The organism is Thermosipho japonicus, assembly GCF_014201655.1.
Taxonomy (GTDB): Bacteria; Thermotogota; Thermotogae; order Thermotogales; family Fervidobacteriaceae; genus Thermosipho; species Thermosipho japonicus.
Map to the genome: position 1 here is coordinate 362,978 of NZ_JACHEX010000001.1, position 25,948 is coordinate 388,925.

Genomic DNA, 25,948 nt, shown 5'->3' on the forward strand with positions numbered 1-25,948 from the left:
TTTATTTTTTTAAGTATTCAACCATTTTTTCAACTGAATTAGTAATTATAATATCCGTAAAGTCCTTAATTGCTTCTACCTCTTCTATCTTATTCACCGTCCAAAAGACAATCTTTTTTCCTATTCCCTTTAGATATTTTACCAACATAAAAAATTTCTTCTTATCAATATATAATAGCTCAATTGGCAAATGAGCACTATATATATTATGATTTTCAAAAAGCTCTCTTATATTTTCAAAACTCAAATTTTGGTGTCTTTCATCAAATAAAAGCCCAAATTTTTCATCTTTATACTTTTCAGCACATTTTAATATAATTTCATGTTCAAATGAGCTAAAGATTATATCATGCTTTTTGTTTTCAATAACGTATTCTACTATTTTTTCTCCCTTTTCTTTATCCTTTACTTCCACATTTATTAATTTTTCTTTTGGCAAAACATTGAATACTTCAACAAGTTCAGGTACTGGCGCTACCTTTTTAATATCTTTCAAAAAAGATTTTGTTACCTCTAAATCCACATTAAATACCCTTTTTAGATTAGAATCATGCGTTACAACTATTTTCTCATCTAACGTCATATAAACATCAAGTTCTACACCATCTGCTCCATAATCAATTGCACCTTTAAATGAATCAATAGTATTTTCAATATACTTTTCAGGATAACCTCTATGTCCCAAAATTTTCATGCATCTCACCTCTCATATAATAGTTGAAAAATTAAAAAAATACTGTTAGAATAAAAGTGTAATAAGGGGGTAATAAAAATTAAAACTTTAATAAAAATTGCTTTAACTTTAGTGTTTTCATCTATTTTTGTTTTAGTTTTAATAAATTTATACAATTATTCATTAAAAGTCGAAGGACTGAAAATCGAAAGTTTTTCAGTTGTTGAAAACTCTAATAAATATGGCAAAAATTTGAAAATACCTTTCTTCTTTTTGCTAAAAAAGCCCTTAAGTATTTCTTTGGGGGCAAAATTAGATAATGTACCTAAAAATTCATATCTATATATCCCTCAGGTTGATGCTTCCTATATTGAAATATATATTAATGACATATTAATTAAAAAAATAGGGTATAAAAACAAAATAGGGCACTTTTTTTATTCACCATTTTTAATAACTTTGCCGGATGAATCTAGAGAATTAAAAATAAAAATGTCAGGAACATATGAGCTAGGCATCGACTTTCCAATATTTATAATTCAAGAAAATCAACTTCCAAAATATTGGACATTAAAAATTTTAACATTTTATCTAGTAATATTTTTGATGGGAACATTGTTATCACTTTCAATTATATTACTCTTATTTTCCATCAATTCAAAAAGAAACGAAAAGAAATTATTCTTACATTTTTCATTAGCTTCTATTCTTGGAATAATATGGCTCTTTGATACATTACCGCTTCCAATTTTTGATTCAATAGAAAATTTTTCTTTATTTAAAAAAATTACTTTAGTTAGTCTTTATCTATCTTTTTTATTCCTTTCAAAAGGTAGTTTTATATACTTTAACTACAATGGATTATTTGGTAAGACCTTAACTTTTCTCTATTATGTTTCATGCATTATCTTAATATTTTCACCTTCAGTCTACCACACTCACATATTCCATAATTACCTTTCTGTAATTTTTGTTCTTAATGCAGTATTTTTGATTTATCTTTTTTTCAAGTCAAACACAAAAAAATCACTTACTTTACTCTTTATTTTATCATCATTTATTTTAACAGCAATACATGATGTAATTGTTCTAATCTTTGATATTGAAACCAAATTTTTGAGCCCCTTAGGCGTTCTTATACTATTTTTTGTATTTTCTTATATAATTATCTCAAGCTATAAAGAAACTGTAAAAGAAAAGCACATATACTATAAAAAAAGCGTTTTTGATAATCTAACAAAAGCATATAATAGAAATATATTTGACTTTGAAAAATTCAATGAATCTGATCTTTTTATATACATCGATATTAATAAACTAAAGGAAATAAACGATACTCTCGGACATAAATATGGTGATAAAGTACTTAAAAAATTCTCGCAAATCGTCAAAAATAACATAAGAAAAGATGATCTACTAATCAGACTTGGCGGTGATGAATTCCTTATTGTGCTTAAAAACTGTTCTAAGAGAAAAGGAAAAATAACAATTAATAGAATACTAAATGAATTTAGAAATAGTGATGAAACTTCACCAACCTTTTCGTGGGGTATAATTCGATACAAGGATTCACTTGAAAAAACCCTTGAATCCGGAGATCTACTTATGTATAAAATGAAAAATAAATATAAATACAGGAATTAATTATTTTTCTTCAAATTTAATCTTCTCCATTAATCTTGCTTGTCTTCTAAATTCATTTGCATCCATTTCCTTTAAAATAAATCTTGCAAGAAAATATTGAAAAGGCAACCACGTAACATGTCCAGAGAATATGACATGCCTTCTTGGTTTTCCAAGCATCTCCCATAACATTTTTCTAGTCGATTTTGGCAAAGCTTTATCAAACAAGGCCTCAATAAATATTATTCTTTCAGTTTTTACAAATTTTGCGTACGCAATTGGATCTATTTTCAAGAATGGATGTATATCACTTTGCTGCATTTGCTTTACATTTTCAAATTTTTTCAATTTTTCTATATCATTCTTGAACCTCTCCAAGAATTCTTCTTTATGTATTATATCTCCACCAAACCCTTTTTTAATTTCCCTTCTCATAAAAGCAAGCGTTGGTGAGTACCAAATTAACGTTCCAACATCACCACCGGTTGTCATCAAAATTGTCTTTTTAAAGTCATCTGTCAATGAATTAAGTATTACACTTAACATCCCACCAAGACAAAATCCAAGCAAACAATTATTTTCATGCCACAAATCTAAATTTTTTGCAAGATTTAAAACACTTAATGTATCAACAACAGCATGTTCCCAAAATCTGGTAGCACGTTCAACATCGGTTGAAAAATAATCTTTCCCACTTACCGATCTATCTGCTACTCTTGTAAAATTACCTGGAAGTATTGGAACAATTGTTCTAACCCCTGCATTAGCAAGATGTGTACCCATCCAAAGTAAAAATGGAATATTACTTGTTCCCAGTCCATGCAGAATCATTAAACTTCCAGCAATATCTCTTTTAGGTTCAAACAAGTAAGTTTCAACTATCTCTGTTCCCTTTTCTGCAAATTTATATTGAGTTGGAAATTTAATAAATGACACTCGAAAATTCTTTGATTTTAGTATATAACCAGATGTATATTCTGGCATTGAAAAATCAAAATCAAAACTAATCATATCCATCACCCTTTAAAAAATCAATTGTTTTTAGTAAAATACTTTTTGTTTTTTCATCTTTCAAAATAAACTCAAATCCATGATCCCCAAATGGATGAAGTAGTAACCTCGCTTTATTTGAAAAACTTCGCAACTTTTTATACATTTTTACTGATGAAATATAAGGTACAACCTTATCTTTCATACCATGGACTAATAATATTGGCACAACACCTTTTTCCACATAAGAAATAGGCGAATAATATTTGTAAACATCTTTTGATTTTGACGGAAATCTTTTTAAAGTTGTAGAAACCGCAAATCTTGCAAATAAAGATTCACTCTTCCATATATCTAGTAAATCACAGGGAGAATAATACGCAACTATATTTTCCAGTTCTATTTTATGTTTCAATCCAAAATATAAAGCAAGATGGCCTCCAGCCGAAAGTCCCATTAAGCTTATCTTTTTAACATTTATATTATTCTTTACAAAATTATATGCATCTGATAAATCCTCCACAAGTTGCTCAATTTCATTTAGAAAACCGTATCTATAATCTATTGCGGCAACTATAAAACCTTTCGAGACAAGAAATCTATACCATGATACGTTATTAGGTTGTCTTCTATATCCACTAATCCAACCACCACCATGTGCAAACAAAATAAGATGTTCAGATTTTTCCTTTGGAAAATAAACATCAAGCCACAAATTTTTCTTATATTCAAAAGTTTCTTTTCTACTCCATGGTTTCTTATCAAGTTTAAAAGGTAATTTACCAAGTAGAGATTTTCTAATAACTGGTATTTGTAATATAAAAAGTATTAACAATGTAAGGGTAAAATGCGAAATCGATAAAATCATTAAAAAAATATAAACAAAATACTTAATAAAAATTTTAAAATTCATCTTATCACCTGGTATAATTATACCAAAGGAGTGAAAAAATGGAAAAAGGAATTGTAAATACTGAATTTGGTTCAATAATTGTATATGTTAAAGACAACAAAGCAATTAAAATAGAATTCACAAATGAATTTTTAGAAGAAATAGAATTAGGTATATTCACTAGTCAAATAAAAGAATACTTTGAAGGTAAAAGAAAAAAACTTTTGTTTGACGTAGAAATTAGCACAGGAAAAACATTTAAAAAAATATGGGATTTTGTAAGAGAAATTCCATATGGTCAAACTATGACATATGGCCAAATAGCAAAAATATTAAATGTAAACCCAAGAGTTGTAGGTTTTGCAATGTCAAAAAATCCATTACCTATTTACATTCCATGCCATAGAGTTGTTGGGAAAAACGATATACATGGTTTTACTGGAGGAAGAAAATGGAAAGAATATCTTTTGAATTTAGAGTCTTCTCAGCAATATTAGCAGCTGGTCAAGGTGAAAGATTCCAAAACAACGTAAAAATTTTACATAATATAAACGGAAAGCCTATGCTTCAACACGTCATTGACGTTGTAAAATCTATAAACTTTGAAAAGAACTTTTTAGTAGTTAATCCACTTTGGAATAAGATTAATCCTTACTTTATAATTCCAGAAAATTTTACAATTTTAATAAACAACGAATACAAAAAGGGCATTTCAACTTCTTTAAAATTATTAATTAAAAACATTATCCATTTTGAGCCTGATTACATTGCTATCTTTCTTGCAGATATGCCTTATATAAGTACTGATATAGTATTTAGCATTTTGCAAAAAATTGAAAAAGAAGATAAAATAATTGCCCCTTACTATAAAAATATTAAAGGCTTCCCAACAATAGTTCACAAAAGTTTATTTCAAGAAATTTTAAATCTTAAAGGTGATAAAGGTATAAAACAAATAATTTATAAAAATCCAAATTTAGTAAAAAAGATAGAATTTAAAACAGACAAAGTTATAAAAGATATAGATCAACCATAAAGTTCTGAATCTTTATCCTTCATCATCTTATAGAAAACATAAATCACCAATGCATTTACAAAATAAAATATTGAACTTATTAAGAATATAACAGAATATCCACTTGAGCTAGTGGCTAGTACAGAAAACAACATTGCAGCAAAAGCTCTACTTGCGTTATTTGCAAAGCTTCTTATTCCAGCAGTTGATGCAAGTATACTTTTTGGTAAGTATGATAAAACTAGAGTATTAAATATAGGATTTACCATATTCATTATTGTAAATCTTGCAACATATATAGTTGTAAAACTTATAGGTTCTCTAACAAAGGAAAGCATTAGTATCAAGATTGGAACAGCAAGATTAGAAAGCATCAATACTTTAGCTGCTCCAAATTTCTTTCCTAACTTGTGGGAAAAGGTTGAGCCAATACTTGTTCCAAACTGTGCAAGCGCCAAGATAAAACCAATTACTGTTGCACTTAAAGCAAATAAATCATAGAATATGACATTTCCAAAGTGAATGAATAGACCTGCACCAAAACCTACACTAGCAGTTGAAAAAATATAAAATGCAAATATCTTCTTTTGAAATTCATTCATCTTTATTTTTTCTTTTAAAATTACAACTTCATTTATTTTAAGAATTGGAATAAGCGCAAAAACTCTCAATACCATAGACCAAATCATTACATTTCTAAATCCAAAAATATCTCCCAAAAATCCTCCCAATGCATTTCCAATAACCCCTGTCAACATCCTTACTCCAAAATTCATTCCAAAAAATTTAGCTCTATTTTTGTTATGCGTACTTTCAACCAAAAATACATCAGTCAATATCATTATTGCAGAATTAAACCCACCAAATAAAAAAGAAGTAATATAAAGCCAAGTCAAATTAAATGGAAATAATCTCATTATCGCAAATAATGCTCCAAGTGGTTGAACAAGTAAAAGCATCTTTTTTCTACCGATTTTATCTGAAAGAATCCCCAAAAGTATTGCAAGTATTGCTGAACCCCAAAGATTAAAAGACATTATTTTTCCAATAATGGAGTTATTATAGCCAAAATTTTTCAAATATAAATTGAATAGCACTTGATATACATTTCTTGATATACCATTCAAAAACGTATAAAACACAATCCTTACTGGTGGACTCAAAAACATCAACTCCTAAAAATTAATTCGGCTTACAAACTAATTATACAATAAATATAAAAATTATCAATAAAAAAGTCGCCATGGAAAAAATCCATAGCGACTCTTTAAAAATTCTTATTTAATTTATTATTTCCAAAAATATTTTCCAAAATTTTCATTTAAAATTTCTGGAGACTGTAAAATATTTGAAAAACCTATAATTTTTCCAGAAAAACGTTTCAAATTTGGGCAAGAAGAACAATCATCTTTTTTTATTACAAAATTATAGGAATTATCTTTAAATGTATTTCCTACTAACTCTACTTCAGGAGAATTTGCAACTTTAAATGCCTCAACATTTAATTCAAATCTGTTGTTTATTAATTTTTGCTGCCCACTTAATATAACTGCTACGTTTTCATTTTCTAAAAAGTCTGAATTGTATATATATGACATTCTGTTATTCAAAATTAATCCATTTTTCATTCCTTTCATCTCAATATCATTTGCTACAAACATTGAATCCCCAGAAAGCATTATTCCAACACTGTTAAAACTTAAATTTACATTCTTACCTGAACTACTTTTATAATTTACATCTTTAACACTCAAATTTGAAACTTCTAAAAATGATTCTTTTTCTTCATCGGCTACACATACTACTCCATACGCATTATCAAGATTCATATTTACATTGCTCAATGAAATCTTAGAATTTAAAAGTCCAATTCCAATTGAGTTTACTGATCCAATTTCCAAATTTTTTATTACAACATTTGAATTTTCAATATAAATTGTTGGACTTGAGGCAAAAACGTTTTCCGAATCCTTTCCAACATAGTTTATATAAACACCTTCTTCTCCTAATAAAGTCAACTTTTTAGATACTATCGACAAATTTTCTTTGTAAGTACCAGCTTTCAGATAAATTATATCACCATCTTTTGCCTTATCAATAGCTTGTTGAATATTTTCCTCAACTATTATAGTTTCTGAAATAAGAATAATACTAAATGCAAGTAAGAATATAATAACTAAACTTTTTTTCACAAAGATCCCCCCTTTTTAGTATCCCCAATTACACGGATAAACTCTTATTACGTCCCAATCAAGACATTTCTTGCTTTCAGGTTTCCAACAAGCTCCATAACAACCTACAGAGCAAGCAAGCACAGCAATTTTATTAGGAAGTACTTGACAAGCAGTTTGACAAACATTTAAACAAGTATTATCTAAATATCCTGGTTTTTCTTCCCATTTTGTACATATTGCATATGTAACTGGTTCAGTTAAACTTTCATCACATTCTCTATCAAGCTTTGGAAACGACTTAGATACTATCATTTCAAAATCATAATATTGAGAAAAGATTGTCATAGATAACAGTAAAAAAAATAAAATTCCCCAAAATTTCTTCATAATCTCACCCTCCTCTTGTAATAATAGCTTTTAAAATTTTCATATAATTTTACAACCTTCAATTAAATGAATACAAGTTTAATATATATTATTTTTATCTTAAATCCAAACTTTGATTTTGCTAATATTTTCCAATTATCTTAAAAAAAAAAAAAATAACAACTGTTTTCTATACCGCTCATAATATTTCAATATTATTAACAAATAACTAATTTTAGTTGTTTATCGACATATTAAATAGATTATTGAATATATAAAATTCATTATAAATAAACAATATAATTATCTTTAAAAACAAACAAAAGAACAATATTTTATATTTAATTAATTTATTGTTAATATTATTAATCTTTCTATCAAGTTTTACTAAAGCAATATAATAAAATATTTTATAGTTAAATTTTTTATTAATTTAACCAATAAAAACTTAATCAAATTACTGCGTCGACTTCAAGAAACGAAACTCAATAAAAATTAATGAAAAAAACACTCCCAAAGTGGTACAATAAAACCAACATGAGGATGTTTTCTTTGGTTAAGGAACTACAAAAGCAATGTATCCTTTGGATATAAAATAAGAAGTCATTAAGATTTACACAGATGAAAAACTTCTTAAGAAGACTATTGCTTCTCTCTTAGGGGGCCCTGAAAGTAGATAGAGTACGATTGTGGATAAATAATTAACTAACATATGGCATCACTGAACTTACAAAAAAGAGATTAGAGAACTATATTTTAGATACAAAGAAATATATGGATACAGGAGACTAACAGCGATATTAAAAAGAAAAGATAAACCACAAGAAAATATATAGATTAATGAAAGAGATATACAGCTCCCCTGAAGGATTGGACAGAGAAAAAAGAGAGAGTATAATTTTTCATGAGGGGGAGTGAAAGGTATGAGGAGAAAGTTTTCTGCTGAAGAAAATTGTAGATGTTCTTGAAGGTTTAAGAGGGCAAAAAGCTATAGCTGAAATTTGTAGAGAACATGGTATTTCTCAATGGCAGTATTACAAGTGGAGAGATAAGTATTGGTGCAAAGTCTGCACTTGAAAATTCTTCCAATTCTTCTCAAGTAGCACAATATCAAAGAAAGATACAAGAGCTTGAACAAATTATTGGTAAACAAGCTATTGTTATTCAGTCTAAAAAAATACTCATTCACCCTGGAGGAAAACAGTAAGTTTATTAATTGAAAAAGGATTCAGTATATCTGAAGCTATTATGTATTTGAAAATAAGTAGAAGTACGTATTATTACAAAACGAAAAAATACATGAGAAAGAAAAATGATGAAAGTGTTTGATCATACAAAAGTTAAAGCAGGAACATCCATATTGGGGATATAGACGTATTTGTGCTATGCTTAGAAAACAGGGAAAGAAAATCAATCACAAAAGGGTCTACAGAATAATGAAAGAAAATAGATTGCTTCTAAAGAAGCACATAAAGAAAGCAAAAAGAAGTTTTCAAAGAAAGATAGTTCCAACCAGGCCAAGGCAGGTACTGGGAATAGACATGACGAAAGTAATGACGAAGAACGTAAGAATGATACGAGGAATTTTACAATAGTAGATATCCAGACAGTGCATTGAAATACAGAAGTCCGCGGGAGGTATACGAAGAATACTCAAACTACACAAAAGTTTCTTGATTTCTGCCCAATTTTTTGTGGTGCATTACAATAGCGAGATAATAGAATATATACTAAGTGAAAGTAACAATATGGAGTTAGTGACAAACACAATAAAAAATGGCTTCGATGGAGTACCGAAGTCATGCTGTTTAAAAAAGTAAATTATTAACTTTTTTATTTGTACCATTTACAGAGTAAGTCTACACTATAGGACGATTTATTTTAATTATAATAAAAGCATTTTGAAATAGTATAACCAATAAATGCTCCAAAAATGACATCGCTAAGCCAGTGATAATTTCCTACAACCCTTGACATTGAAAATAAAAAGGGAAAAACATATAGTACTTTGTTATACCTTTCAGCTAGTGGAGTAAATAGGGCCCAGGCAAATGAACTATGTCCAGAAGGGAAGGAAAAATTTTTATTTTCAAAAGAAAAAGGCTTAAAAACAAAAGGGTTGTCATATGCATAAGGTCTTCCTCTGCCAATTGAAATTTTCAAAGCATACGTTATCACCGAAGTAAAAACAGTACTTTCAAGTATAGTATATGAAAGTACAGGATCATCAAAATAAGTAATTCCTGCAACAAGCGCAGTTAAAATTAAAAAATCTTTCTCACCTAAATTGTTAATTGTTTCAAAACAAAAATTATCAAACTTAGAAAGCTCTAATCCTTTAACTTTTCCATCAATCAAGAATGTAGTTGAAAAAAGCAATGGTTCGTTAATATCAAACTGTATCGCTTTTATGTCTTTTCGTGTTTCATCTAAAATATTAAATGAAAAAGAAAGAACTTGAAAAAACAGTAGAACAAATAAAAACAACTTTTTCATTCATAACACCCCAAAATGGCATAAGGACAGTTTAATGTTCAATTACATATTTAGATTAACTTCTTAGCTTCAATAATAAATCTGGATATAGTATTATTTATTTTTTCAAGTTCTTCCACACTTCTTTTTAAGTACTCAAGTCCTTCTGGTGTAATATAATAAACTTTTTTAGAAGGTCCCTGATTTGTATTATCCCATTCAAATCTCAAAAGACCTTCTTCTTCAAGCTTTGAAAGGATTCTATAAAGATTTCCCATCTGTCCAAGACCTGTAAGTTCTATACCAAATTCTAAAAGTTTATTTGCTATTTCATATCCATGCAATGGACTTTGTGCTATTATTAACAAAACAAATGGTTCAATAAATGTTTTCCTGAAACGTCCCATTCCTCTTCTTCGCCTTCCGTTAATTTTATCTCCTCCATTCATCACCAGAATTTAAAATAATACACTTATCTTTCAAGCTATCTTTCATAAATTTTATTGCATTTTCACCAGTACAATGGAGAGGTATCACTTTTAAATCATATTTTTCAAAAAGTTCAGTAATTTTTCTTACTCTTTCACTTGAGGCATTAACTAAATGGAATCCTCCTACTACATATTCTATATTATACCTTTTTATCACTTGCTCTACAATATTTTCAATCCCCCTATGCGCACAACCAGTAAACAAAAAATTCTCAATTACTATGTTTATTTCATCTTCAAAAAAATCCTTTCTTCCATCTGATAACCTAAATTTCTCATCAATAATATCTTCTCTCATTTTAATATTTGTTATTATTCTAACTTCGTCAGTTGAAATATCACTATCTACAAAGTTTACTTTTAGTTCAATTTTGTTCCAATCATATGATACTCCTGCAATTTTACTATCACTATATCTTTCAACCAACGCTTTTTTGTGAATAAACACCTCAGGATTTGCTACATTTTGTAAAAAAATCAATCCACCAATATGATCATAATGCCCATGTGAAATTATAACTTTTTCAATCTTAGAAAAATTAATTCCAAGCTTTTCTCCGTTTTTTATAAATACATCTGTTTGTCCCGTATCAAACAATATTCTATCATTTATCAAAATAGAAAGTCCATGTTCTTTAAAAAAACCATCTCTAGAAGTATCATTACACAAAACTGTAATTTTAATTTTTAATCCCCTCCCAAAGTAAAATTCTTACCTATTTAAATTATACATCATTTTTGTTATATAATAGAAATAAGAAAATTAGATGAGGTGATTACTATATGATTCTTATCCCTGCTCCAAAAAAATTAAAAATAAACCAAGGAGAATTCAATTTTCCAAATAAACTTTTCATATCTATTCCTACAAAGTCATTACTTGCAAGTGCAAAAATGCTAAAAAAAGAACTTGAAAATATTGGTATTGAAGCATTCATCAGCCTTCATAATGGTGAAAAAACAGTTATTGAAAGTAAAATAAACCGCTCAAAAGTAAAAAAACATTCTGGATATATATTAACAATTTCAAATAAAAATATAGAAATAACGGCAAATAATGTAGCTGGTATCCATTATGCCTTTATGACGTTAATCCAAATTATCAAAAATTTTGGTCTAAAAATTCCTCAACTTGATATTTTCGATTTTCCTAGCATAAAAAATAGAGGATATTTGTTAGATATTAGTAGAGACAAAGTCCCAAAACTTGAGACACTATTTTACATTGTCGATTTACTATCTCAACTTAAATTCAATCAACTACAACTTTATGTTGAACATACCTTTTCATACCAAAACCATGAAAAGGTTTGGAAAGACTATTCTCCACTAAGTGGAGAAGATATTATTCTTCTTGATAATTACTGCAAAGAAAGATTTATAGAACTTATACCAAATCAGGCTTCTTTTGGACATATGGAAAAATGGCTAATACACAATGAATATAGTTATCTAGCTGAAACTTTTGAATTTGATACACCTTGGGAAGAACACTACAATACACCATTTTCTCTCTCACCAGTTATTGAAGATTCTATAAAATTTCTGGATAACTTATATAAAGAGCTACTTCCTCATTTTTCAAGTAAATATTTCAATATAAATGCTGATGAAACATTTGATTTGTGTCAAGGAAAATCCAAAAAATTGTGTGAAAAGGTTGGAAAAGGTAAAGTTTATCTTGACTTCATTCTTAAAATTTATAATTTACTTAAAAAATATAACAAAAAAATGATGATGTGGGCAGATATAATCAAAAATTATCCAGAGCTTGTAAATGAAATTCCAAATGATATCACTTTTTTAATATGGGGATATGAAAAAAATCATCCATTCGAAGATGAATGCAAATTGTTTAAAAATAGAAAATTTTATGTATGTCCAGGGACATCATCATGGAATTCATTAGTTGGTAGATTAGAAAATTCTATTTTAAACATTAAAAATGCAGCTAAAAACGCCGTAAAATTTAAAGCTTCTGGTTTACTTTTAACTGATTGGGGAGACAATGGCCACTGGCAACATTTCCCAATATCATTCCCAGCAATATTTTATTCAGCAGGAGTTTTTTGGGGATTTGAAGAAAACAAAGACGTTAACATAGAAAATGCCATTAGCCTGTATTTTGAAAAAGAGGTGGCCGATATTTTAACTGCAATAGGCAACGCATATAAATTAACAGGTATTGACTTTCCTAATTCTGCGCTTTTTGCACTTGTATATATATACCCAGATAAAATAAATAAAGAGTTTCTTGAAAAAATAAGCATAGAAAATTTAATATTAACAAAACAATTTTTGGAAGAACAATTGCAAAAGGCAAGTAAAATAAACGACTCATTAATAAAAGAAGAAATTAAAAACAATATTGAAGTTTCAATTTTAGCAACTGAACTTCTTATTTCCACGAAAAAAGCTAATGTTAGCAGTATTTCCAAGCTGCCTAGTGTTACAAAAGAAGAATTTTCAATTAGATTAGAAAAACTTATTGAAAATTATAAAAAAATATGGCTTTCCAGAAATAGATCCGGTGGGCTCAAATTCAGCATTGAAAAATTGAGCAAAATAAAGAAATTTTTATAGCTCTATTTCTTTTATTTGCCTTCTTATTACATTTTTTGAATTTTCAAACAAACTAATTTCGAATTCATCCATCTCAATTGGAATAATTCTTTCTATTCCATTTTTACCTACAATTGCAGGAAAACCAATAAAAATACCATCAATATATGTTGATGGAGTTAAAACTTTTTTCTCATCTTTAAAAATACTCTCAACAAGTTAAGCTGTAACTACTCCTATAGCAAAGTTTGTAGCTCCCTTTTTTTCAATAATCGTGTAAGCTGCATTTTTAGTTTCTTCAAATATGTCCCTCAAATTTTTACAATTTTTTATATTACATACTTTACAAAAATCTTTTATATTTACACCGCCAATAGTCGCACTACTCCAAACCATGAGTTCACTATCACCATGTTCACCTACAATATATGCATGGACACTTGCCGGTGAAACTCCACACTGCTTTGAAACCAAAGCTCTAAATCTTGCTGTATCAAGTATTGTTCCTGTACCAATCACTCTATTTTTTGGAAAATCTATTTCTTTCCAAAGAAAGTAAGTAAGTACATCAACTGGATTAGTTACGTTTATTACAATACTTTCATTAGAGTATTTTTTTATCTCTTTTGATATATCCTTGATTATCTCATAGTTTCTCTTTGTTAAATCTAATCTTGTTTCACCAACTTTTTGAGCTGCACCAGCTGTAATAATGACAATATCACTGTTTTTTAAATCTTGAAAATTTCCAGCATAAATATTACACCTCTTGATCAAAGAAGTTCCATGATATAGATCTAATGCTTCACCATAAGCCTTTTCATTATTTTTATCAATAATCACTATCTCATTGGCTATTTTTCTATGAAGTAAAGAATATGCTATGCTTGTACCTACTCTTCCTGCTCCAATTATTGAAATTTTTATATTATCACTCCTTTCTAAAAAATTCTACCACATTTTTATAAGGTGAGGCTAATTAATTTATTTTGAAATAATTTTTACAAATAATTAATTTACATTCCACATGAATCTGTTATAATAAAAACAACAAACTAAACAGGAGGGTGATTTTTTATGGGGTGCGTAAATTTTTTAAAGACTTAAAAAATACTTTTATTGCTATCAAAAAAGATAAGGAAGAATTACTAAAAAAAGATCCTTCCATTGAAAATTCATATCAAGTTCTATTCCATGTTGGATTTATTTCCTTAACATTTTATAGAATATCCCACCTATTTTACATTAACAACCTTAAGTTCATATCATTTTTGATTCACTTTCTATCAAGAATATTATTTTCAATCGATATTCATCCTGCGGCTAAAATTGAACCAGGGGTAGTTATTGATCATGGAATAGGAACTGTAATAGGCTCTACTGCATCAGTTGGTGAAGGTACAATAATTTATCACGGAGTTACTTTAGGGGCAAGAAACATTCAAAAAGGAAAAAGACATCCAGATATTGAAAAAAACGTACTAATAGGTGCCGGAGCAAAAATTCTAGGACCAGTTAAAATAGGAAATAATGCAAAAATAGGTGCAAACTCAGTAGTTTTAGAAGACATCCCAGAAAATTCTGTATTTGTTGGAATTCCAGCAAAAAATATAAATGAAATAAAAAAAGAAGAAATAGAATGGATAATATAAATGGGAGGCAAATAAATATGATTGGAAATACTCCAATATACTTTATTGAAGAATTAGGGATATATGCAAAATTTGAACGAAACAATCCTTCAGGCAGTGTAAAGGATCGTGCAGCTTATTTTATGATCAAAGCCGCTATTAACAACGACTCAATTAAAAATGGAATTATTGTAGAGCCAACTAGCGGCAATACAGGAATCTCACTTTCATGGATTGGTAAAAAATTGGGTCTTAAAACAATCTTAACAATGCCTGAAAGTATGAGTAAAGAAAGAATTGAAATTATGAATGCATTTGGTGCTGATGTGATATTAACTCCTGCAGATAAGGGAATGAAAGGTGCAATTGAAAAAGCAAGAGAAATAGTTATCGAAAAAGATGCTTTTATGCCAAATCAATTTGAAAACCCATTCAATGTCTTAGCTCACGAGCTTACAACTGGACCCGAAATACTAAGGCAAACCAATTTTGAACTAGATGTTTTTATTGCAGGAGTTGGAACGGGTGGGACAATTAGTGGTGTTGGTAGAGTTTTAAAAAAATTCTTTAACAAAAAAGTTAAAATTGTAGCTGTCGAACCTGAAAATTCAGCTGTTTTATCAGGAAAAAATCCTGGAAAACATAAAATCCAAGGTATTGGTGCAGGATTCATTCCAAAAACTTTGGATAAAACAGTTATCGATGAAATAGAAACTGTTAAAGATGAGGAAGTCCTGGATATGTTTGTATATCTCAACAAAAAGCTTGGCCTTAACGTTGGAATTTCAGCTGCAGCAAACGCGCTTGTTGCTACTAAATACAAAAATTTTGGAAAAGTCTTAACCGTTTTTCCCGATGATGTTACCAAATACATGTCAATTTTAGATTCGATTTAACTTTTTTACAATCTTTTAACCATATATGAGTTGACCTAATCATAAAATACATGTTATACTTAAGTTGTACCTTTAATTTGGTCCCGTGAGGCCAAAAAGGAGTGAGAAAAAATGAGCAAATTGGACTCAATACTTTTGTTATTTAAATATCTTAGAAAAATCCCTGCCATCTATGATGGTAGGGATTTTTTGCTTTATAGGGGGTGATGAGTTGGTAAGTATTATTGCAGGTAGCAAAAGTGATTCAAACATAGTAGAAAAAGCAGAAAAAGTCCTAGAAGAATTTTCAGTACCTTATGAAACAAAATATCTTTCAGCGCACAGAACTCCAGATTTATTAGATGAATACATTAAAAACTGTGAACAAAAAGGTACTAAGGTATTTATTGCAATCGCAGGTGGAGCAGCCCATCTTCCAGGTGTAATTGCTTCAAAGACATTAAAACCAGTCATTGGGGTACCAGTAAAATCTAACGATTTAGGGGGATTAGATTCTTTATTATCTATAGTTCAAATGCCAAATGACATCCCAGTTGCTACCGTGGGGATCGATAGGGGGAAAAATGCCGCATTACTTGCAATTGAAATACTTGCGTTAAGCGATGAAAGTTTATCAAAAAAACTAAAAGACTACCGCTCAAAGCTTGTGGGGAAGTATCTTTAAGGGGGATATTTATGGAAGGAAAAACAAAGATTGTTGAAGATTTTGGAAATTACGTTATTTTAAATTTTAAAGACGATATTACTGCTGGGGATGGGGAAAAACATAACGTTTTAGAAGGAAAAGGTGCAATTTGTGCAGAAATTACTGCCATTTCAATGAAATATTTAAACTCAAGGGGGATATATACACAATTTTTAGATTTCATTACACCTAACAAAATAAAAGCAGTATCATTAAAAATGTTACCACTTGAAGTTGTAGTAAGGTTAAAAAAAGCGGGATCTTTTATAAGAAGATATGGTGGTAATGAGGGAGAAGAATTTAAAGAACCTCTTGTTGAATTTTTTATAAAAGATGATGAAAGGCATGACCCTATGGTATGTAAAAATCATCTTGTATTATTTGGGATATGCAACGAAAAACAAGCAGAAGAAATTGAAAAAAGTGCTAAAAAAACCGCAATTGAGCTTAAAAAATTTTTTGAAAAACTTGGATTTGATCTTTGGGATATGAAGTTTGAATATGGAATTGACAATGAAGGAAAAGTCTGTTTAGGTGATGAAATTTCACCTGATACCCTGAGACTTAGAAAAAAAGATGGTATATTTGATAAGGATGTATATAGAAAAGATTTAGGAGATCCACTTGAAAAATATAGGGAGGTTCTCTCAGCATGCAGAAATTTAAATTTGTTGTAGATATTCAATACAAAAGCAACGTAAGAGATCCAAGAGGAGAAACTATTGCAAGAGTTTTAAGAGAAGAAAGTAACATTCCAATAGAAAGCATACGAATTGGTAAATCCATACATGGGGAAGTTCAAGCCGAAAGCAAAGAAGAAGCAGAAAAATTAGTTATAAAAGCTTGTGAAGAATTACTGGTTAACCCTGTTACAGAGGAGTTTAAGGTGGAGATAAAATGAAAGCTGGAGTTATAGTATACCCAGGTTCAAATTGCGATCGAGATGCATTTTATGCATTAAAACTTGCAGGCTTTAAACCATATTTTGTTTCCACAAAGGACAATCTAGATGATTTTGAGCTTGTAATTCTTCCCGGAGGATTTTCATACGGTGACTATTTAAGGCCTGGCGCTGTATCAGCAAAAGAATCATCTAATTTAAAAAAATTCGCAGAAAATGGTGGATTTGTACTTGGAATTTGCAATGGATTTCAAATACTTGTAGAAATGGGACTCCTTCCAGGCGGATTACTTCAAAATAAAAACGGAAAATTTATTTGTGAAACCGTTGAACTTGAAGTTGTTAATAACGAAACACCTTTTACATTAATGTATAAAAAAGGAGAGGTAATAAAATTACCAATTGCACATGGCTTTGGAAGATATGTTATAGATAAGCAACCAAATGTTGTATTCAAATACAAAGAAGATGTAAATGGTTCTGATCAAAACATAGCAGGAATAATAAATGGGAATATTTTAGGAATGATGCCACATCCAGAAAGAGCCGTTGAAAAAATAATGGGAAGTGACGATGGAATAAAGCTTTTTAAATCACTTTATGAATACATAAGAGGTGGTAAAAAATGAAATACTTAGACATACTCGAAAAAAGCCTTGGTAGAAAAGCCACCATAAACGAAATAGAAGCTTTTACAGTAATGTGGAGCGAACACTGTGGATACTCTCATACCAAAAAGTATATAAAAAGACTTCCACTTGTAAGTGAGGAATCGGGGAACGCAGGTCTTGTACCTCTAAATGATAAGTATTATATATCGTTTAAAATTGAAAGCCATAACCATCCAAGTGCAATTGAACCTTATAACGGAGCTGCAACTGGTGTTGGAGGGATAATAAGAGATATACTTGCAATGGGAGCAAGGCCTACTGCTATTCTTGATTCATTACATATGCACAAGATAATAGATGGAATAATAGAAGGAATAGCAGATTATGGAAATTCAATAGGTGTTCCTACTGTAGGTGGTGAACTAAGAATCAGTGACGCCTATAAATATAATCCACTTGTAAACGTTATGGCAGCAGGTATAGTAAAAAAAGAAAATATTATAACTTCTAAAGCAACAAGAAAAGGACAGGTAATTGTAATTTTTGGTGGAGCAACCGGAAGAGATGGGATTCACGGAGCTTCATTTGCTTCAGAAGACCTTACCGGTGAAAAAGCAAACAAACTTTCTATTCAAGTTGGTGACCCATTTGCAGAAAAACAACTCATTGAAGCATTTTTAAAAATGGTAGAAGAAGGCCTGGTAGAAGGTGCACAAGATCTTGGGGCTGGCGGTGTTCTTTCTGCTACTTCAGAGCTTGTAGCAAAAGGTGGGTTTGGAGCAATTATAGACTTAGAAAATCTTCCACTTAGAGAACCTAACATGAAACCAATAGAGATATTAATAAGTGAAAGTCAGGAAAGAATGGCTGTAATAACATCAAAAGAAAAAGCAAAAAAAATACTAGAAATAGCTAAGGATCACTTACTATTCGGAGCAATTGTCGGAGTAGTTACGGATGATGGTATCTACCACGTAAGGTACAATGGTGAGACCATTTTGAAAGTTCCTGCAAAATTACTTTCAAATGCTCCTGAAGAAGAAATATATGAATTTGAAAAAGATGCACTTCCAGAAAATATAGATCTTACATTTTCTCCTGTTGATGCAAGCCATGTCTACACTCAATATGATTATATGGTTGGAACTGATACTATAATAAAACCAGGATATGGAGCTGCTCTCATGAGAATAAAAGATGAAGATATATATTATTCTCTTCTTACCCATAGCAGAGCAGACATTGGAAAAGTTAGTCCATATTGGGGTTCTTTTATTGCTGTTATTGAAAGTATTAGAAAAACACTAGCTGTAGGTGCCAAGCCACTTGCAATAACCGATTGTATTAATTATGGAGATCCTGATGAAGAACCTAAAGGACTAGCTGCCATGATGCAAGGATTGAAAGATGCCTGTGAATTTTCTAATGTAAAAGTTGCAAGTGGAAATGCTTCACTTTACAATACAAACAACAAAATTCCAATTCCACCAACAATGGTAATTGGCATGGTAGGAAAAGCTACCAAGGCATTATTACCTAAATCTGGAGATTTATATCTTATTGGTTGGAAAGATTTTGATCTAGAAAGAGAAAAAATTCTTTGGAATGAAATTAAAAAACAAACATCAAAAGGAAATTTTGTACTCGCTTTATCAAACTACAAAGAAAATCCAACATACACAAAAAATTTAGGTTTAAAAATTTCCGATATTCAACACGCCCCGATTCACCAGCTAATTTTAGTAATAGGAAATGATGTAAAAAGTGACTTGCCTACAAAAAAGATAGGTAAAGCCACGATTTAGTAATTTAACTTTTTATCCTTTTTAAATTTTAAGGCTCCATTTTAAATTGATGGAGCCTTTTTGTTATATTCATAAATAATTAACGTATTGTTCTATTTTGAAAAATTAAATTATACTAATTAACAAATATTCTTTTCTATCTCACACCTAAGATAATATTCCCCACTTTAATCCTCCTGATTTAATTTTTTCAAAATTTGAAGTTTTTTAAAATTAGTTATCTTCTTTTATTTTCAGACAAAATTTCTCCAAATAATTTTTATTCTTCCATTTTTTAAGTTATAATATTCAATTATGTATTTTTATACTCTCGCCTTTACTGTTATAATTTCCCTTGTCAGAGGGGAGGGATGGTGTTGGCAACAAAACAATATTTCAAAATCAATGAAATATCAAAGGAAAATTCACTCTTTTCTAGAATGAGAATTACAATTGAAACGGCATTTTACGGCAACAACGTCGAAATCATTACAACTCCAAAAGAAGCATACAAGCTTGCCAAAAATTCTCCTGGTACAATAGTTACAAGTTGGAAAGTTTATCAACCAGAACTTTTAGGGCTTGACAAAGATACAAAAGTTCTTCTCTTCAATGATGGTGCTGTCACTGGAAGGTATGCAGCAGGTAGGCGGATCATAGGAGATCCAAATATAGACAATAAAAAATATGAAGAAATAGTAAGAGAAGCAGTTTATAACTCTAGACAAAAAAAAATGTATCATGGAATATCCTTTACAGGACTTTCAAAAGATTTCATGGTAAAAAACCACTTACTAATTCCTGAAGGCCATGAAAATTTGTTATATAACTGGTTACTGAATTTTCAATACCTTTCCCTGGAATATGAAAAAATGTATAATGAATCTTTTTTGTTTAATGAAGGTGATATCTACGTTTTTGCAGATCCTGATTGGAAACATCCAGATTATCCTCTAGGACTTGCTATTTTCGATCCTCAACATAACTGTGCTGCTATACTTGGGATGAGGTACTTTGGGGAATTCAAAAAAGGGACTTTAACCCTTGCTTGGAGCATTGCAAATAGAAATGGATATGCTTCCTGCCATGGTGGATTAAAAAGATTAAAAAATGAAAAAACAGATTTTGTAGCTGCATTTTTTGGATTATCCGGCTCAGGAAAATCCACACTTACACACGCAAAACATAAAAATTATGATGTAACTATTTTACACGATGATGCCTTCATTATATCAACCAAAGATTTATCTTCAATAGCACTTGAACCATCTTATTTCGATAAAACTGCGGATTATCCAACATCCAAGGAAGATAATAAATACCTCCTTACCATTCAAAATTGCGGGGCAACGATGGACGAGAAAGGTAATATAGTACCTATAATGGAGGATATTAGAAACGGAAACGGACGTGCAATAAAATCTAAGCTTTGGTCTCCAAATAGGGTTAATAAAATAGATTCTAAGATTAATGCTATATTCTGGCTCATGAAAGATCCAACACTTCCACCTATAGTTAAAATAGAAAATCCTGTACTCTCTTCAACCATGGGCGCATTGCTTACTACAAAAAGAACATCTGCTGAAAAATTGGATGACGGTGTTGATCCAAATGCATTGGTATTTGAGCCATACGCAAATCCATTTAGAACTTATCCACTTTCCGAGGATTACCAAAAATTCAAATTACTCTTTGAAAAAGGGGTAGAATGCTACATCTTAAATACAGGATACTTTTTAGATAAGAAAATTCCAAAAGAACTGACAATATCGCTAGTAGAGAAAGTAGTTGAAGGCTCTTTAAAATGGTATAAATGGTTTGGAGATTTCTACATAACACGTATAGAGGATTTTGAACCTGACATGAATGACATTAATTATATTCAATCATTAAAAGAAGGGTTCAAAAAAAGAATAGAATTTGTTAAAACAAAAGAAGTAGAAAATTGTGGAAAAGATAAATTACCAGAGGAAGTTTTAAAAATATTAGAAAAATCAATATCAAACATTTAGAGTAAATTCCCCGCATTGTGGGGAATTTACTTTATGATATAATCAACATAGGAGGTGAAATATATGAAAAAACTTCTTTCATTATTTTTAACTATTTTTAGTATAATTATTCTCTCAAACTCTGTTTTTATCTACCCTGTAGACAAAGAACTACCGGATAATCTATTCCGATATGAAGGAACAAAAAGCAATATGATTTACTATTTAAAACTTTTTGAAAATGATCAAGAAAAGGGATATATAATTAAAGGTTGGTACTTTACACCCAAAAGTGCTATTGAAACTGTCAAAATTTTAATTAGATTCAACAATGAAGAACATAACTATACAATAAAAACATTAAAAAAAGGAAACTATTCTATTATTCCTTCTTATTTAATAATTTGTCCCAAAAATGCTACTGTTATAATTGGAAATTATGAAATTGACAAAAAGCAAGTAGTAAAAAATGTAGAAATAGGTGAAATTATGACACCACAATTTAGAGAAATGGGGATCTACGTCTTTACTATAGAAAATAAGATAGTCTTAAAAGACACATTTTCAACCAATGACGATATTTTTATTGCTGTATCAATGGGACTCAGAAAAACTGGTGGCTATTCACTTGAACTTGAAAATTATGAAATAAAAGAAAATCAGATCTTAATCAACCTTGTATTTAATGAACCCAAAAAGAGTGAAATGGTAACCCAAGCATTTACAATCCCGACATACAGGCTTAATATTGGAAAACTTGAAAAAGGAAATTACGTGATAAAGGTGAATGTAAAGAGTGGAAATAACGTTTTAAAGTTTTCAAAAGAAATAGAGATAAAATAACGGAGGTGTAATTTTGATCATTTCAGAAAAAGTCCAAAATGCTCTTGAAGAAAACAAGCCAATTGTTGCACTAGAAAGTACAGTAATAGCTCATGGGCTCCCATATCCAGAAAATCTCAAAGTAGCACAAGATTTTGAGGAGATTGTTTACGAAAATGGTTGTGTTCCTGCGACAATCGGCATATTAAAAGGTAAGGTCATTGTAGGCCTTTCAAAAGAACAACTAATAGAACTTGTAGATGATAATCCAATAAAAGTAGGAACAAGGGAAATTTCCTATGCCATTGCAATGAAAAAATCTGCTGCAACTACCGTCAGCTCCACTGCAAGGATTGCCAATCTTTCAGGAATAAAAGTATTTGCAACAGGTGGCATCGGTGGAGTACATAGAGGGGACTGGGATGTTTCACAAGATATTATAGAACTTTCAAAGACAAATATAATTGTCGTTTCGGCAGGTTGTAAATCAATACTTGATATAAAGAAAACACTTGAATTTTTAGAAACCTTTCAGGTCTTAACTGTGGGATACAAAACTGAATATTTTCCGATATTTTACAATGGACTTTCAAAAGAAAAAATATATAAGGTAGAAAGCACAGATGAAATTGCTAATATTTTTCATGAAAAAAATAAACTTAAATTAGAAAGTGCAATTTTGGTTGCAAATCCAATTCCAGAAGATTATGTTTTAGATAATAATGAGATAGAAGGTTATATAAAAATAGTCGAAAAAGAAATAACAGAAAAAGACATTCGCGGAAAAGAAGTTACACCCTATATGTTAAAAAGACTTGTAGAACTTTCAAATGGAAAAACTCTTGAATCAAATATAGCTCTCTTAAAAAACAATGTCGAACTAGCATGTAAAATTGCACAAAGCTTAAAAAAATAGAGTTTTATATATTTTTGTCCTATTTTTTACTAAAATAAAGAATTTTACAAAAGTGCCTATTTAAAAAATATTTGTTATATTCTTATTAAGGGGTGAAATAGTGAAAGTACTAGTTATTTCAGATACTCATGGGTCAGTATATTATTGGAATAAAATCAAAAAAATTGCAGAACAAGTTGATGAAATATTCCATCTTGGAGATGTTTTATACCATGGTCCAAGAAATCCTCTCCCAGAAGGCTATAATCCAAAAGAACTTGTAGAAGAGCTTAAAAAATTTAATATTAACTACATAAGGGGTAATTGTGATGCAGATGTTGATGTTAAGGTTTTAGGCTTGCAGGAAATGCCAAAGCAAACTATGGAATTTTTTAAAGATATTCCAATCTATCTTTTTCATGGTGAAAGTATTGAAAATGACAATTTTGATGTTACAAGCTTTGCAAAAAATCATAATGTTAGAATAATTCTACATGGACATACCCATATTCCTAAAATTGAAGAAAAAGAAGGAATAATAATTGCAAATCCGGGTAGTCTTTCTTTGCCTAAAGGTGGTTTCCCTCAAACATATATGATTATTGATCTTTCAAATACTCCTAAAATTACAATATATGATTTGGATAATAAAGAGGTGTTAAGCAAGACAATATGAATTATATAAAATATAAAACAATATTTGGAGTACATGAACACAAAAAAAATATAGAACGCTCTATATTTATTGCCACTCTTTCGCACATTAAAAACCAAGAAGAAGCTAAAGAGTTTATAAGAGAGATTTCTAAAAAATATAATGATGCAACTCACAATTGCCCTGCATATAGAGTAATTGAAAATAACCAAATAATAGAATTTTCTTCTGATAATGGCGAGCCTTCTGGAACTGCAGGCCGACCTATTTTGGGAGTTTTAAAAAGATATGACCTTTTAAATGTTGTGGTTGTCGTTACTAGGTATTTTGGAGGAGTAAAACTCGGTGTTAGGGGACTCATTGAAGCCTATTCATCAACTGTCGATGAATTAATTTCCAACTTAAAAGTAACAACACTTGTCCCCATACCAGTTTACACGGTTAAAATTGGGTACGACGAGTATGGAAAAGCAATGCAAGATTTGCACTATAAAGGATATGAAATAATAAATACAGAATTTTTTGAAACTTTTGCCCATATTAAAATTAGAGGAAATAAAAAACCTGAAGAATACAATGTTTTAGATGAAAGCATAACATACATTAAGGAGGAGGAGTAAAATGATATCCAAAAGGGCTCAAAATGTCCCAGCAAGTCCTATAAGAAGGCTTGTCCCTTATGCAGACGCAGCAAAAGCTAAGGGAATACATGTATACCACCTTAATATAGGCCAACCTGATATTAAAACTCCAAAACAGTGGCATGAATATATTCAAAAATTCAAAACAGAGGTAGTCGCATATACTCACTCTCAAGGTATAAAACCACTTAGAGAAAAATTCGCAGAATACTATCATAAATGGAATATAAATGTTGAGCCTGACGAGATCATGGTTACAAACGGAGGAAGTGAAGCAATATTATTTGCATTAGGTGTTGTATGTGATCCCGGTGATGAAGTAATTGTTATTGAGCCATTCTATGCAAATTATGCTGGTTTTGCCGCATACCTTAATGTTAAGCTTGTCCCAGTAACTGCAAAACCAGAAAACGGCTATAGAATGCCAACAATGGATGACTTTGAAAAAGTAATTTCACCTAAGACTAAAGCAATATTATTCTCCAACCCATCAAACCCTACAGGTGTTGTTTATACTAAGGAAGAACTTGAAGTAATTGCAAATATTGCAAAAAAATTCAATTTAGTAGTTATATCCGATGAAGTATATAGAGAATTTACTTTTGATAACACAAAAGCGATTTCAATGTTTAAATTTGAAGAACTAAGAGAAAATAACTTGATAATTGTAGATAGTTTATCAAAAAGATATAGCGCATGTGGTGCAAGAATCGGAACATTTGTAACCAAAAATAAAGATTTTTATGCTGCTGCATTGAAACTTGCTCAAGCAAGACTCTGTCCACCTGAAATTACTCAATATGGTGCAATTGGTTTATTAAACACCGATGAAGAATATATGAAGAATGCCATGAATGAATACAGATTAAGAAGAGATGTGGCATATGAAGAAATTAGCAAAATCCCAGGAATTATTGCTCATAAACCCCAAGGTGCATTTTATCTATCCGCCAAACTTCCTGTAGATGATTCAGAAGAATTTATCAAATGGATGCTCTCTGAATTTAATGTGGATGGAAAAACTACAATGGTGGCACCTCTTTCTGGATTTTATGCAACAAATGGACTTGGAAAGAGTGAAATTAGAATCGCATATGTACTTGAATCTGAAAAGCTAAAAGATGCAATTAATATAATGGCAAAGGCAATTGAGGCATATAATAACAGATAATAAA

General features: G+C 30.0%; 26 protein-coding genes and 2 pseudogenes. 18 read left to right on the forward strand and 10 right to left on the reverse strand.

Translation table 11 applies throughout. From position 1 onward, the window contains the following. Position 1 precedes the first annotated feature (1 nt). A complete protein-coding gene (locus tag HNP65_RS01970; RefSeq protein ID WP_184618704.1) occupies positions 2 to 694 on the reverse strand; it encodes a glycerophosphodiester phosphodiesterase family protein in 693 nt (230 codons plus the stop codon). A 111-nt stretch (positions 695 to 805) separates the two neighbouring features. Here HNP65_RS01970 and HNP65_RS01975 point away from each other — a divergent pair, with 111 nt between their 5' ends. Then, positions 806 to 2,317 carry a diguanylate cyclase domain-containing protein gene (locus HNP65_RS01975; RefSeq protein ID WP_184618705.1) on the forward strand — a complete coding sequence of 504 codons (1,512 nt, stop codon included), beginning with the start codon at positions 806 to 808 and terminating at the stop codon, positions 2,315 to 2,317. Here HNP65_RS01975 and HNP65_RS01980 read toward each other — a convergent pair whose 3' ends face one another. Both HNP65_RS01980 and HNP65_RS01985 read right to left on the reverse strand, forming a co-directional pair. After that, entirely contained in the window at positions 2,318 to 3,307 is a 990-nt protein-coding gene (locus tag HNP65_RS01980) for an alpha/beta hydrolase (RefSeq protein ID WP_184618706.1), read from the reverse strand. Beyond that, entirely contained in the window at positions 3,300 to 4,199 is a 900-nt protein-coding gene (locus tag HNP65_RS01985) for an alpha/beta hydrolase family protein (protein ID WP_184618707.1), read from the reverse strand. Before HNP65_RS01985 ends, HNP65_RS01980 begins: the two co-directional genes overlap by 8 nt. A gap of 38 nt (positions 4,200 to 4,237) precedes the next feature. Here HNP65_RS01985 and HNP65_RS01990 point away from each other — a divergent pair, with 38 nt between their 5' ends. Beyond that, positions 4,238 to 4,675 carry a methylated-DNA--[protein]-cysteine S-methyltransferase gene (locus tag HNP65_RS01990; RefSeq protein ID WP_184618708.1) on the forward strand — a complete coding sequence of 146 codons (438 nt, stop codon included), beginning with the start codon at positions 4,238 to 4,240 and terminating at the stop codon, positions 4,673 to 4,675. After that, positions 4,630 to 5,214, forward strand: a complete 585-nt coding sequence (locus HNP65_RS01995; RefSeq protein ID WP_184618709.1) for a nucleotidyltransferase family protein — start codon at positions 4,630 to 4,632, stop codon at positions 5,212 to 5,214. The genes HNP65_RS01990 and HNP65_RS01995 overlap by 46 nt, the downstream gene beginning before the upstream one ends. Here the strand turns inward: HNP65_RS01995 and HNP65_RS02000 are convergent. From HNP65_RS02000 to HNP65_RS02010, 3 genes are all read right to left on the reverse strand, one after another. After that, on the reverse strand, positions 5,205 to 6,356 hold the full coding sequence (locus HNP65_RS02000) for an MFS transporter (RefSeq protein ID WP_184618710.1): 1,152 nt from the start codon (positions 6,354 to 6,356) through the stop codon (positions 5,205 to 5,207). The genes HNP65_RS01995 and HNP65_RS02000 overlap by 10 nt on opposite strands. Before the next feature lie 126 nt (positions 6,357 to 6,482). Then, positions 6,483 to 7,385: a right-handed parallel beta-helix repeat-containing protein gene (locus HNP65_RS02005; RefSeq protein WP_184618711.1), complete on the reverse strand. Its 903-nt coding sequence runs from the start codon at positions 7,383 to 7,385 to the stop codon at positions 6,483 to 6,485. Positions 7,386 to 7,400: 15 nt separating this feature from the next. Next, positions 7,401 to 7,754, reverse strand: a complete 354-nt coding sequence (locus tag HNP65_RS02010) for a hypothetical protein (protein WP_184618712.1) — start codon at positions 7,752 to 7,754, stop codon at positions 7,401 to 7,403. Positions 7,755 to 8,656: 902 nt separating this feature from the next. On the opposite strand from HNP65_RS02010, the pseudogene HNP65_RS09745 reads away from it, so the two are divergent. Continuing rightward, positions 8,657 to 9,298 (forward strand): annotated as a pseudogene (locus HNP65_RS09745) (IS3 family transposase); the annotation flags it as partial. 316 nt (positions 9,299 to 9,614) lie between these two features. Here the strand turns inward: HNP65_RS09745 and HNP65_RS02030 are convergent. From HNP65_RS02030 to HNP65_RS02040, 3 genes are read right to left on the reverse strand one after another with little or no spacing between them, the layout of a single operon-like run. Continuing rightward, positions 9,615 to 10,229 carry a phosphatase PAP2 family protein gene (locus tag HNP65_RS02030; protein ID WP_184618715.1) on the reverse strand — a complete coding sequence of 205 codons (615 nt, stop codon included), beginning with the start codon at positions 10,227 to 10,229 and terminating at the stop codon, positions 9,615 to 9,617. A gap of 50 nt (positions 10,230 to 10,279) precedes the next feature. After that, positions 10,280 to 10,615: a PadR family transcriptional regulator gene (locus HNP65_RS02035; RefSeq protein WP_184618716.1), complete on the reverse strand. Its 336-nt coding sequence runs from the start codon at positions 10,613 to 10,615 to the stop codon at positions 10,280 to 10,282. Between the two features lie 25 nt (positions 10,616 to 10,640). Next, entirely contained in the window at positions 10,641 to 11,369 is a 729-nt protein-coding gene (locus tag HNP65_RS02040; protein ID WP_246348156.1) for an MBL fold metallo-hydrolase, read from the reverse strand. 113 nt (positions 11,370 to 11,482) lie between these two features. Between HNP65_RS02040 and HNP65_RS02045 the strand changes: the two genes are divergently transcribed. Then, positions 11,483 to 13,282 carry a beta-N-acetylhexosaminidase gene (locus HNP65_RS02045; RefSeq protein WP_184618717.1) on the forward strand — a complete coding sequence of 600 codons (1,800 nt, stop codon included), beginning with the start codon at positions 11,483 to 11,485 and terminating at the stop codon, positions 13,280 to 13,282. On the opposite strand, the pseudogene HNP65_RS02050 reads toward HNP65_RS02045, so the two are convergent. Further along, positions 13,277 to 14,188: pseudogene (locus HNP65_RS02050) on the reverse strand (L-lactate dehydrogenase). The gene HNP65_RS02045 and the pseudogene HNP65_RS02050 overlap by 6 nt on opposite strands. Before the next feature lie 155 nt (positions 14,189 to 14,343). On the opposite strand from HNP65_RS02050, the gene epsC reads away from it, so the two are divergent. The 13 genes from epsC (at position 14,344) to HNP65_RS02115 (ending at position 25,944) form a co-directional block, all read left to right on the forward strand. After that, positions 14,344 to 14,913 carry a serine O-acetyltransferase EpsC gene (epsC, locus tag HNP65_RS02055; RefSeq protein ID WP_184618718.1) on the forward strand — a complete coding sequence of 190 codons (570 nt, stop codon included), beginning with the start codon at positions 14,344 to 14,346 and terminating at the stop codon, positions 14,911 to 14,913. A 17-nt stretch (positions 14,914 to 14,930) separates the two neighbouring features. Beyond that, positions 14,931 to 15,788, forward strand: coding sequence for a PLP-dependent cysteine synthase family protein (locus tag HNP65_RS02060; protein ID WP_184618719.1), 858 nt, complete (start codon positions 14,931 to 14,933; stop codon positions 15,786 to 15,788). Between the two features lie 211 nt (positions 15,789 to 15,999). Continuing rightward, entirely contained in the window at positions 16,000 to 16,452 is a 453-nt protein-coding gene (gene purE / locus HNP65_RS02065; protein ID WP_184618720.1) for a 5-(carboxyamino)imidazole ribonucleotide mutase, read from the forward strand. 11 nt (positions 16,453 to 16,463) lie between these two features. Continuing rightward, on the forward strand, positions 16,464 to 17,150 hold the full coding sequence (locus tag HNP65_RS02070; protein WP_221236820.1) for a phosphoribosylaminoimidazolesuccinocarboxamide synthase: 687 nt from the start codon (positions 16,464 to 16,466) through the stop codon (positions 17,148 to 17,150). Beyond that, positions 17,126 to 17,374 (forward strand): phosphoribosylformylglycinamidine synthase subunit PurS, encoded by a 249-nt coding sequence (gene purS, locus HNP65_RS02075; RefSeq protein WP_012580249.1) that lies wholly within the window; start codon positions 17,126 to 17,128, stop codon positions 17,372 to 17,374. Before HNP65_RS02070 ends, purS begins: the two co-directional genes overlap by 25 nt. Beyond that, positions 17,371 to 18,003 carry a phosphoribosylformylglycinamidine synthase subunit PurQ gene (purQ, locus tag HNP65_RS02080; protein WP_184618721.1) on the forward strand — a complete coding sequence of 211 codons (633 nt, stop codon included), beginning with the start codon at positions 17,371 to 17,373 and terminating at the stop codon, positions 18,001 to 18,003. The genes purS and purQ overlap by 4 nt, the downstream gene beginning before the upstream one ends. Continuing rightward, a complete protein-coding gene (gene purL, locus HNP65_RS02085) occupies positions 18,000 to 19,790 on the forward strand; it encodes a phosphoribosylformylglycinamidine synthase subunit PurL (RefSeq protein ID WP_184618722.1) in 1,791 nt (596 codons plus the stop codon). Before purQ ends, purL begins: the two co-directional genes overlap by 4 nt. 350 nt (positions 19,791 to 20,140) lie before the next feature. Continuing rightward, positions 20,141 to 21,781 (forward strand): phosphoenolpyruvate carboxykinase (ATP), encoded by a 1,641-nt coding sequence (locus HNP65_RS02090; RefSeq protein ID WP_281364553.1) that lies wholly within the window; start codon positions 20,141 to 20,143, stop codon positions 21,779 to 21,781. Between the two features lie 63 nt (positions 21,782 to 21,844). Beyond that, on the forward strand, positions 21,845 to 22,603 hold the full coding sequence (locus HNP65_RS02095) for a protease complex subunit PrcB family protein (protein WP_184618724.1): 759 nt from the start codon (positions 21,845 to 21,847) through the stop codon (positions 22,601 to 22,603). A 13-nt stretch (positions 22,604 to 22,616) separates the two neighbouring features. Further along, a complete protein-coding gene (locus tag HNP65_RS02100; RefSeq protein ID WP_184618725.1) occupies positions 22,617 to 23,498 on the forward strand; it encodes a pseudouridine-5'-phosphate glycosidase in 882 nt (293 codons plus the stop codon). 100 nt (positions 23,499 to 23,598) lie between these two features. Further along, complete coding sequence (yfcE, locus tag HNP65_RS02105) at positions 23,599 to 24,153, forward strand: phosphodiesterase (RefSeq protein ID WP_004101937.1); 555 nt, start codon at positions 23,599 to 23,601, stop codon at positions 24,151 to 24,153. Then, complete coding sequence (locus HNP65_RS02110) at positions 24,150 to 24,752, forward strand: IMPACT family protein (protein WP_184618726.1); 603 nt, start codon at positions 24,150 to 24,152, stop codon at positions 24,750 to 24,752. Before yfcE ends, HNP65_RS02110 begins: the two co-directional genes overlap by 4 nt. A gap of 1 nt (position 24,753) precedes the next feature. Further along, positions 24,754 to 25,944 (forward strand): pyridoxal phosphate-dependent aminotransferase, encoded by a 1,191-nt coding sequence (locus tag HNP65_RS02115; protein ID WP_184618727.1) that lies wholly within the window; start codon positions 24,754 to 24,756, stop codon positions 25,942 to 25,944. The last annotated feature ends 4 nt before the right edge of the window (positions 25,945 to 25,948 follow it).

Coding starts and splice junctions, on each gene's coding strand:
- purS (WP_012580249.1), top strand. CDS start 17,126: ATGCAGAAATTTAAATTTGTTGTAGATATTCAATACAAAAGCAACGTA.
- HNP65_RS01990 (WP_184618708.1), top strand. CDS start 4,238: ATGGAAAAAGGAATTGTAAATACTGAATTTGGTTCAATAATTGTATAT.
- HNP65_RS02035 (WP_184618716.1), bottom strand. CDS start 10,615: ATGGGACGTTTCAGGAAAACATTTATTGAACCATTTGTTTTGTTAATA.
- HNP65_RS02045 (WP_184618717.1), top strand. CDS start 11,483: ATGATTCTTATCCCTGCTCCAAAAAAATTAAAAATAAACCAAGGAGAA.
- purQ (WP_184618721.1), top strand. CDS start 17,371: ATGAAAGCTGGAGTTATAGTATACCCAGGTTCAAATTGCGATCGAGAT.
- HNP65_RS02060 (WP_184618719.1), top strand. CDS start 14,931: ATGATTGGAAATACTCCAATATACTTTATTGAAGAATTAGGGATATAT.
- HNP65_RS01970 (WP_184618704.1), bottom strand. CDS start 694: ATGAAAATTTTGGGACATAGAGGTTATCCTGAAAAGTATATTGAAAAT.
- purL (WP_184618722.1), top strand. CDS start 18,000: ATGAAATACTTAGACATACTCGAAAAAAGCCTTGGTAGAAAAGCCACC.
- HNP65_RS02010 (WP_184618712.1), bottom strand. CDS start 7,754: ATGAAGAAATTTTGGGGAATTTTATTTTTTTTACTGTTATCTATGACA.
- HNP65_RS01980 (WP_184618706.1), bottom strand. CDS start 3,307: ATGATTAGTTTTGATTTTGATTTTTCAATGCCAGAATATACATCTGGT.
- HNP65_RS02110 (WP_184618726.1), top strand. CDS start 24,150: ATGAATTATATAAAATATAAAACAATATTTGGAGTACATGAACACAAA.
- HNP65_RS01985 (WP_184618707.1), bottom strand. CDS start 4,199: ATGAATTTTAAAATTTTTATTAAGTATTTTGTTTATATTTTTTTAATG.
- HNP65_RS02090 (WP_281364553.1), top strand. CDS start 20,141: ATGGTGTTGGCAACAAAACAATATTTCAAAATCAATGAAATATCAAAG.
- HNP65_RS02030 (WP_184618715.1), bottom strand. CDS start 10,229: ATGAAAAAGTTGTTTTTATTTGTTCTACTGTTTTTTCAAGTTCTTTCT.
- HNP65_RS01995 (WP_184618709.1), top strand. CDS start 4,630: ATGGAAAGAATATCTTTTGAATTTAGAGTCTTCTCAGCAATATTAGCA.
- HNP65_RS02070 (WP_221236820.1), top strand. CDS start 16,464: ATGGAAGGAAAAACAAAGATTGTTGAAGATTTTGGAAATTACGTTATT.
- HNP65_RS02115 (WP_184618727.1), top strand. CDS start 24,754: ATGATATCCAAAAGGGCTCAAAATGTCCCAGCAAGTCCTATAAGAAGG.
- HNP65_RS02095 (WP_184618724.1), top strand. CDS start 21,845: ATGAAAAAACTTCTTTCATTATTTTTAACTATTTTTAGTATAATTATT.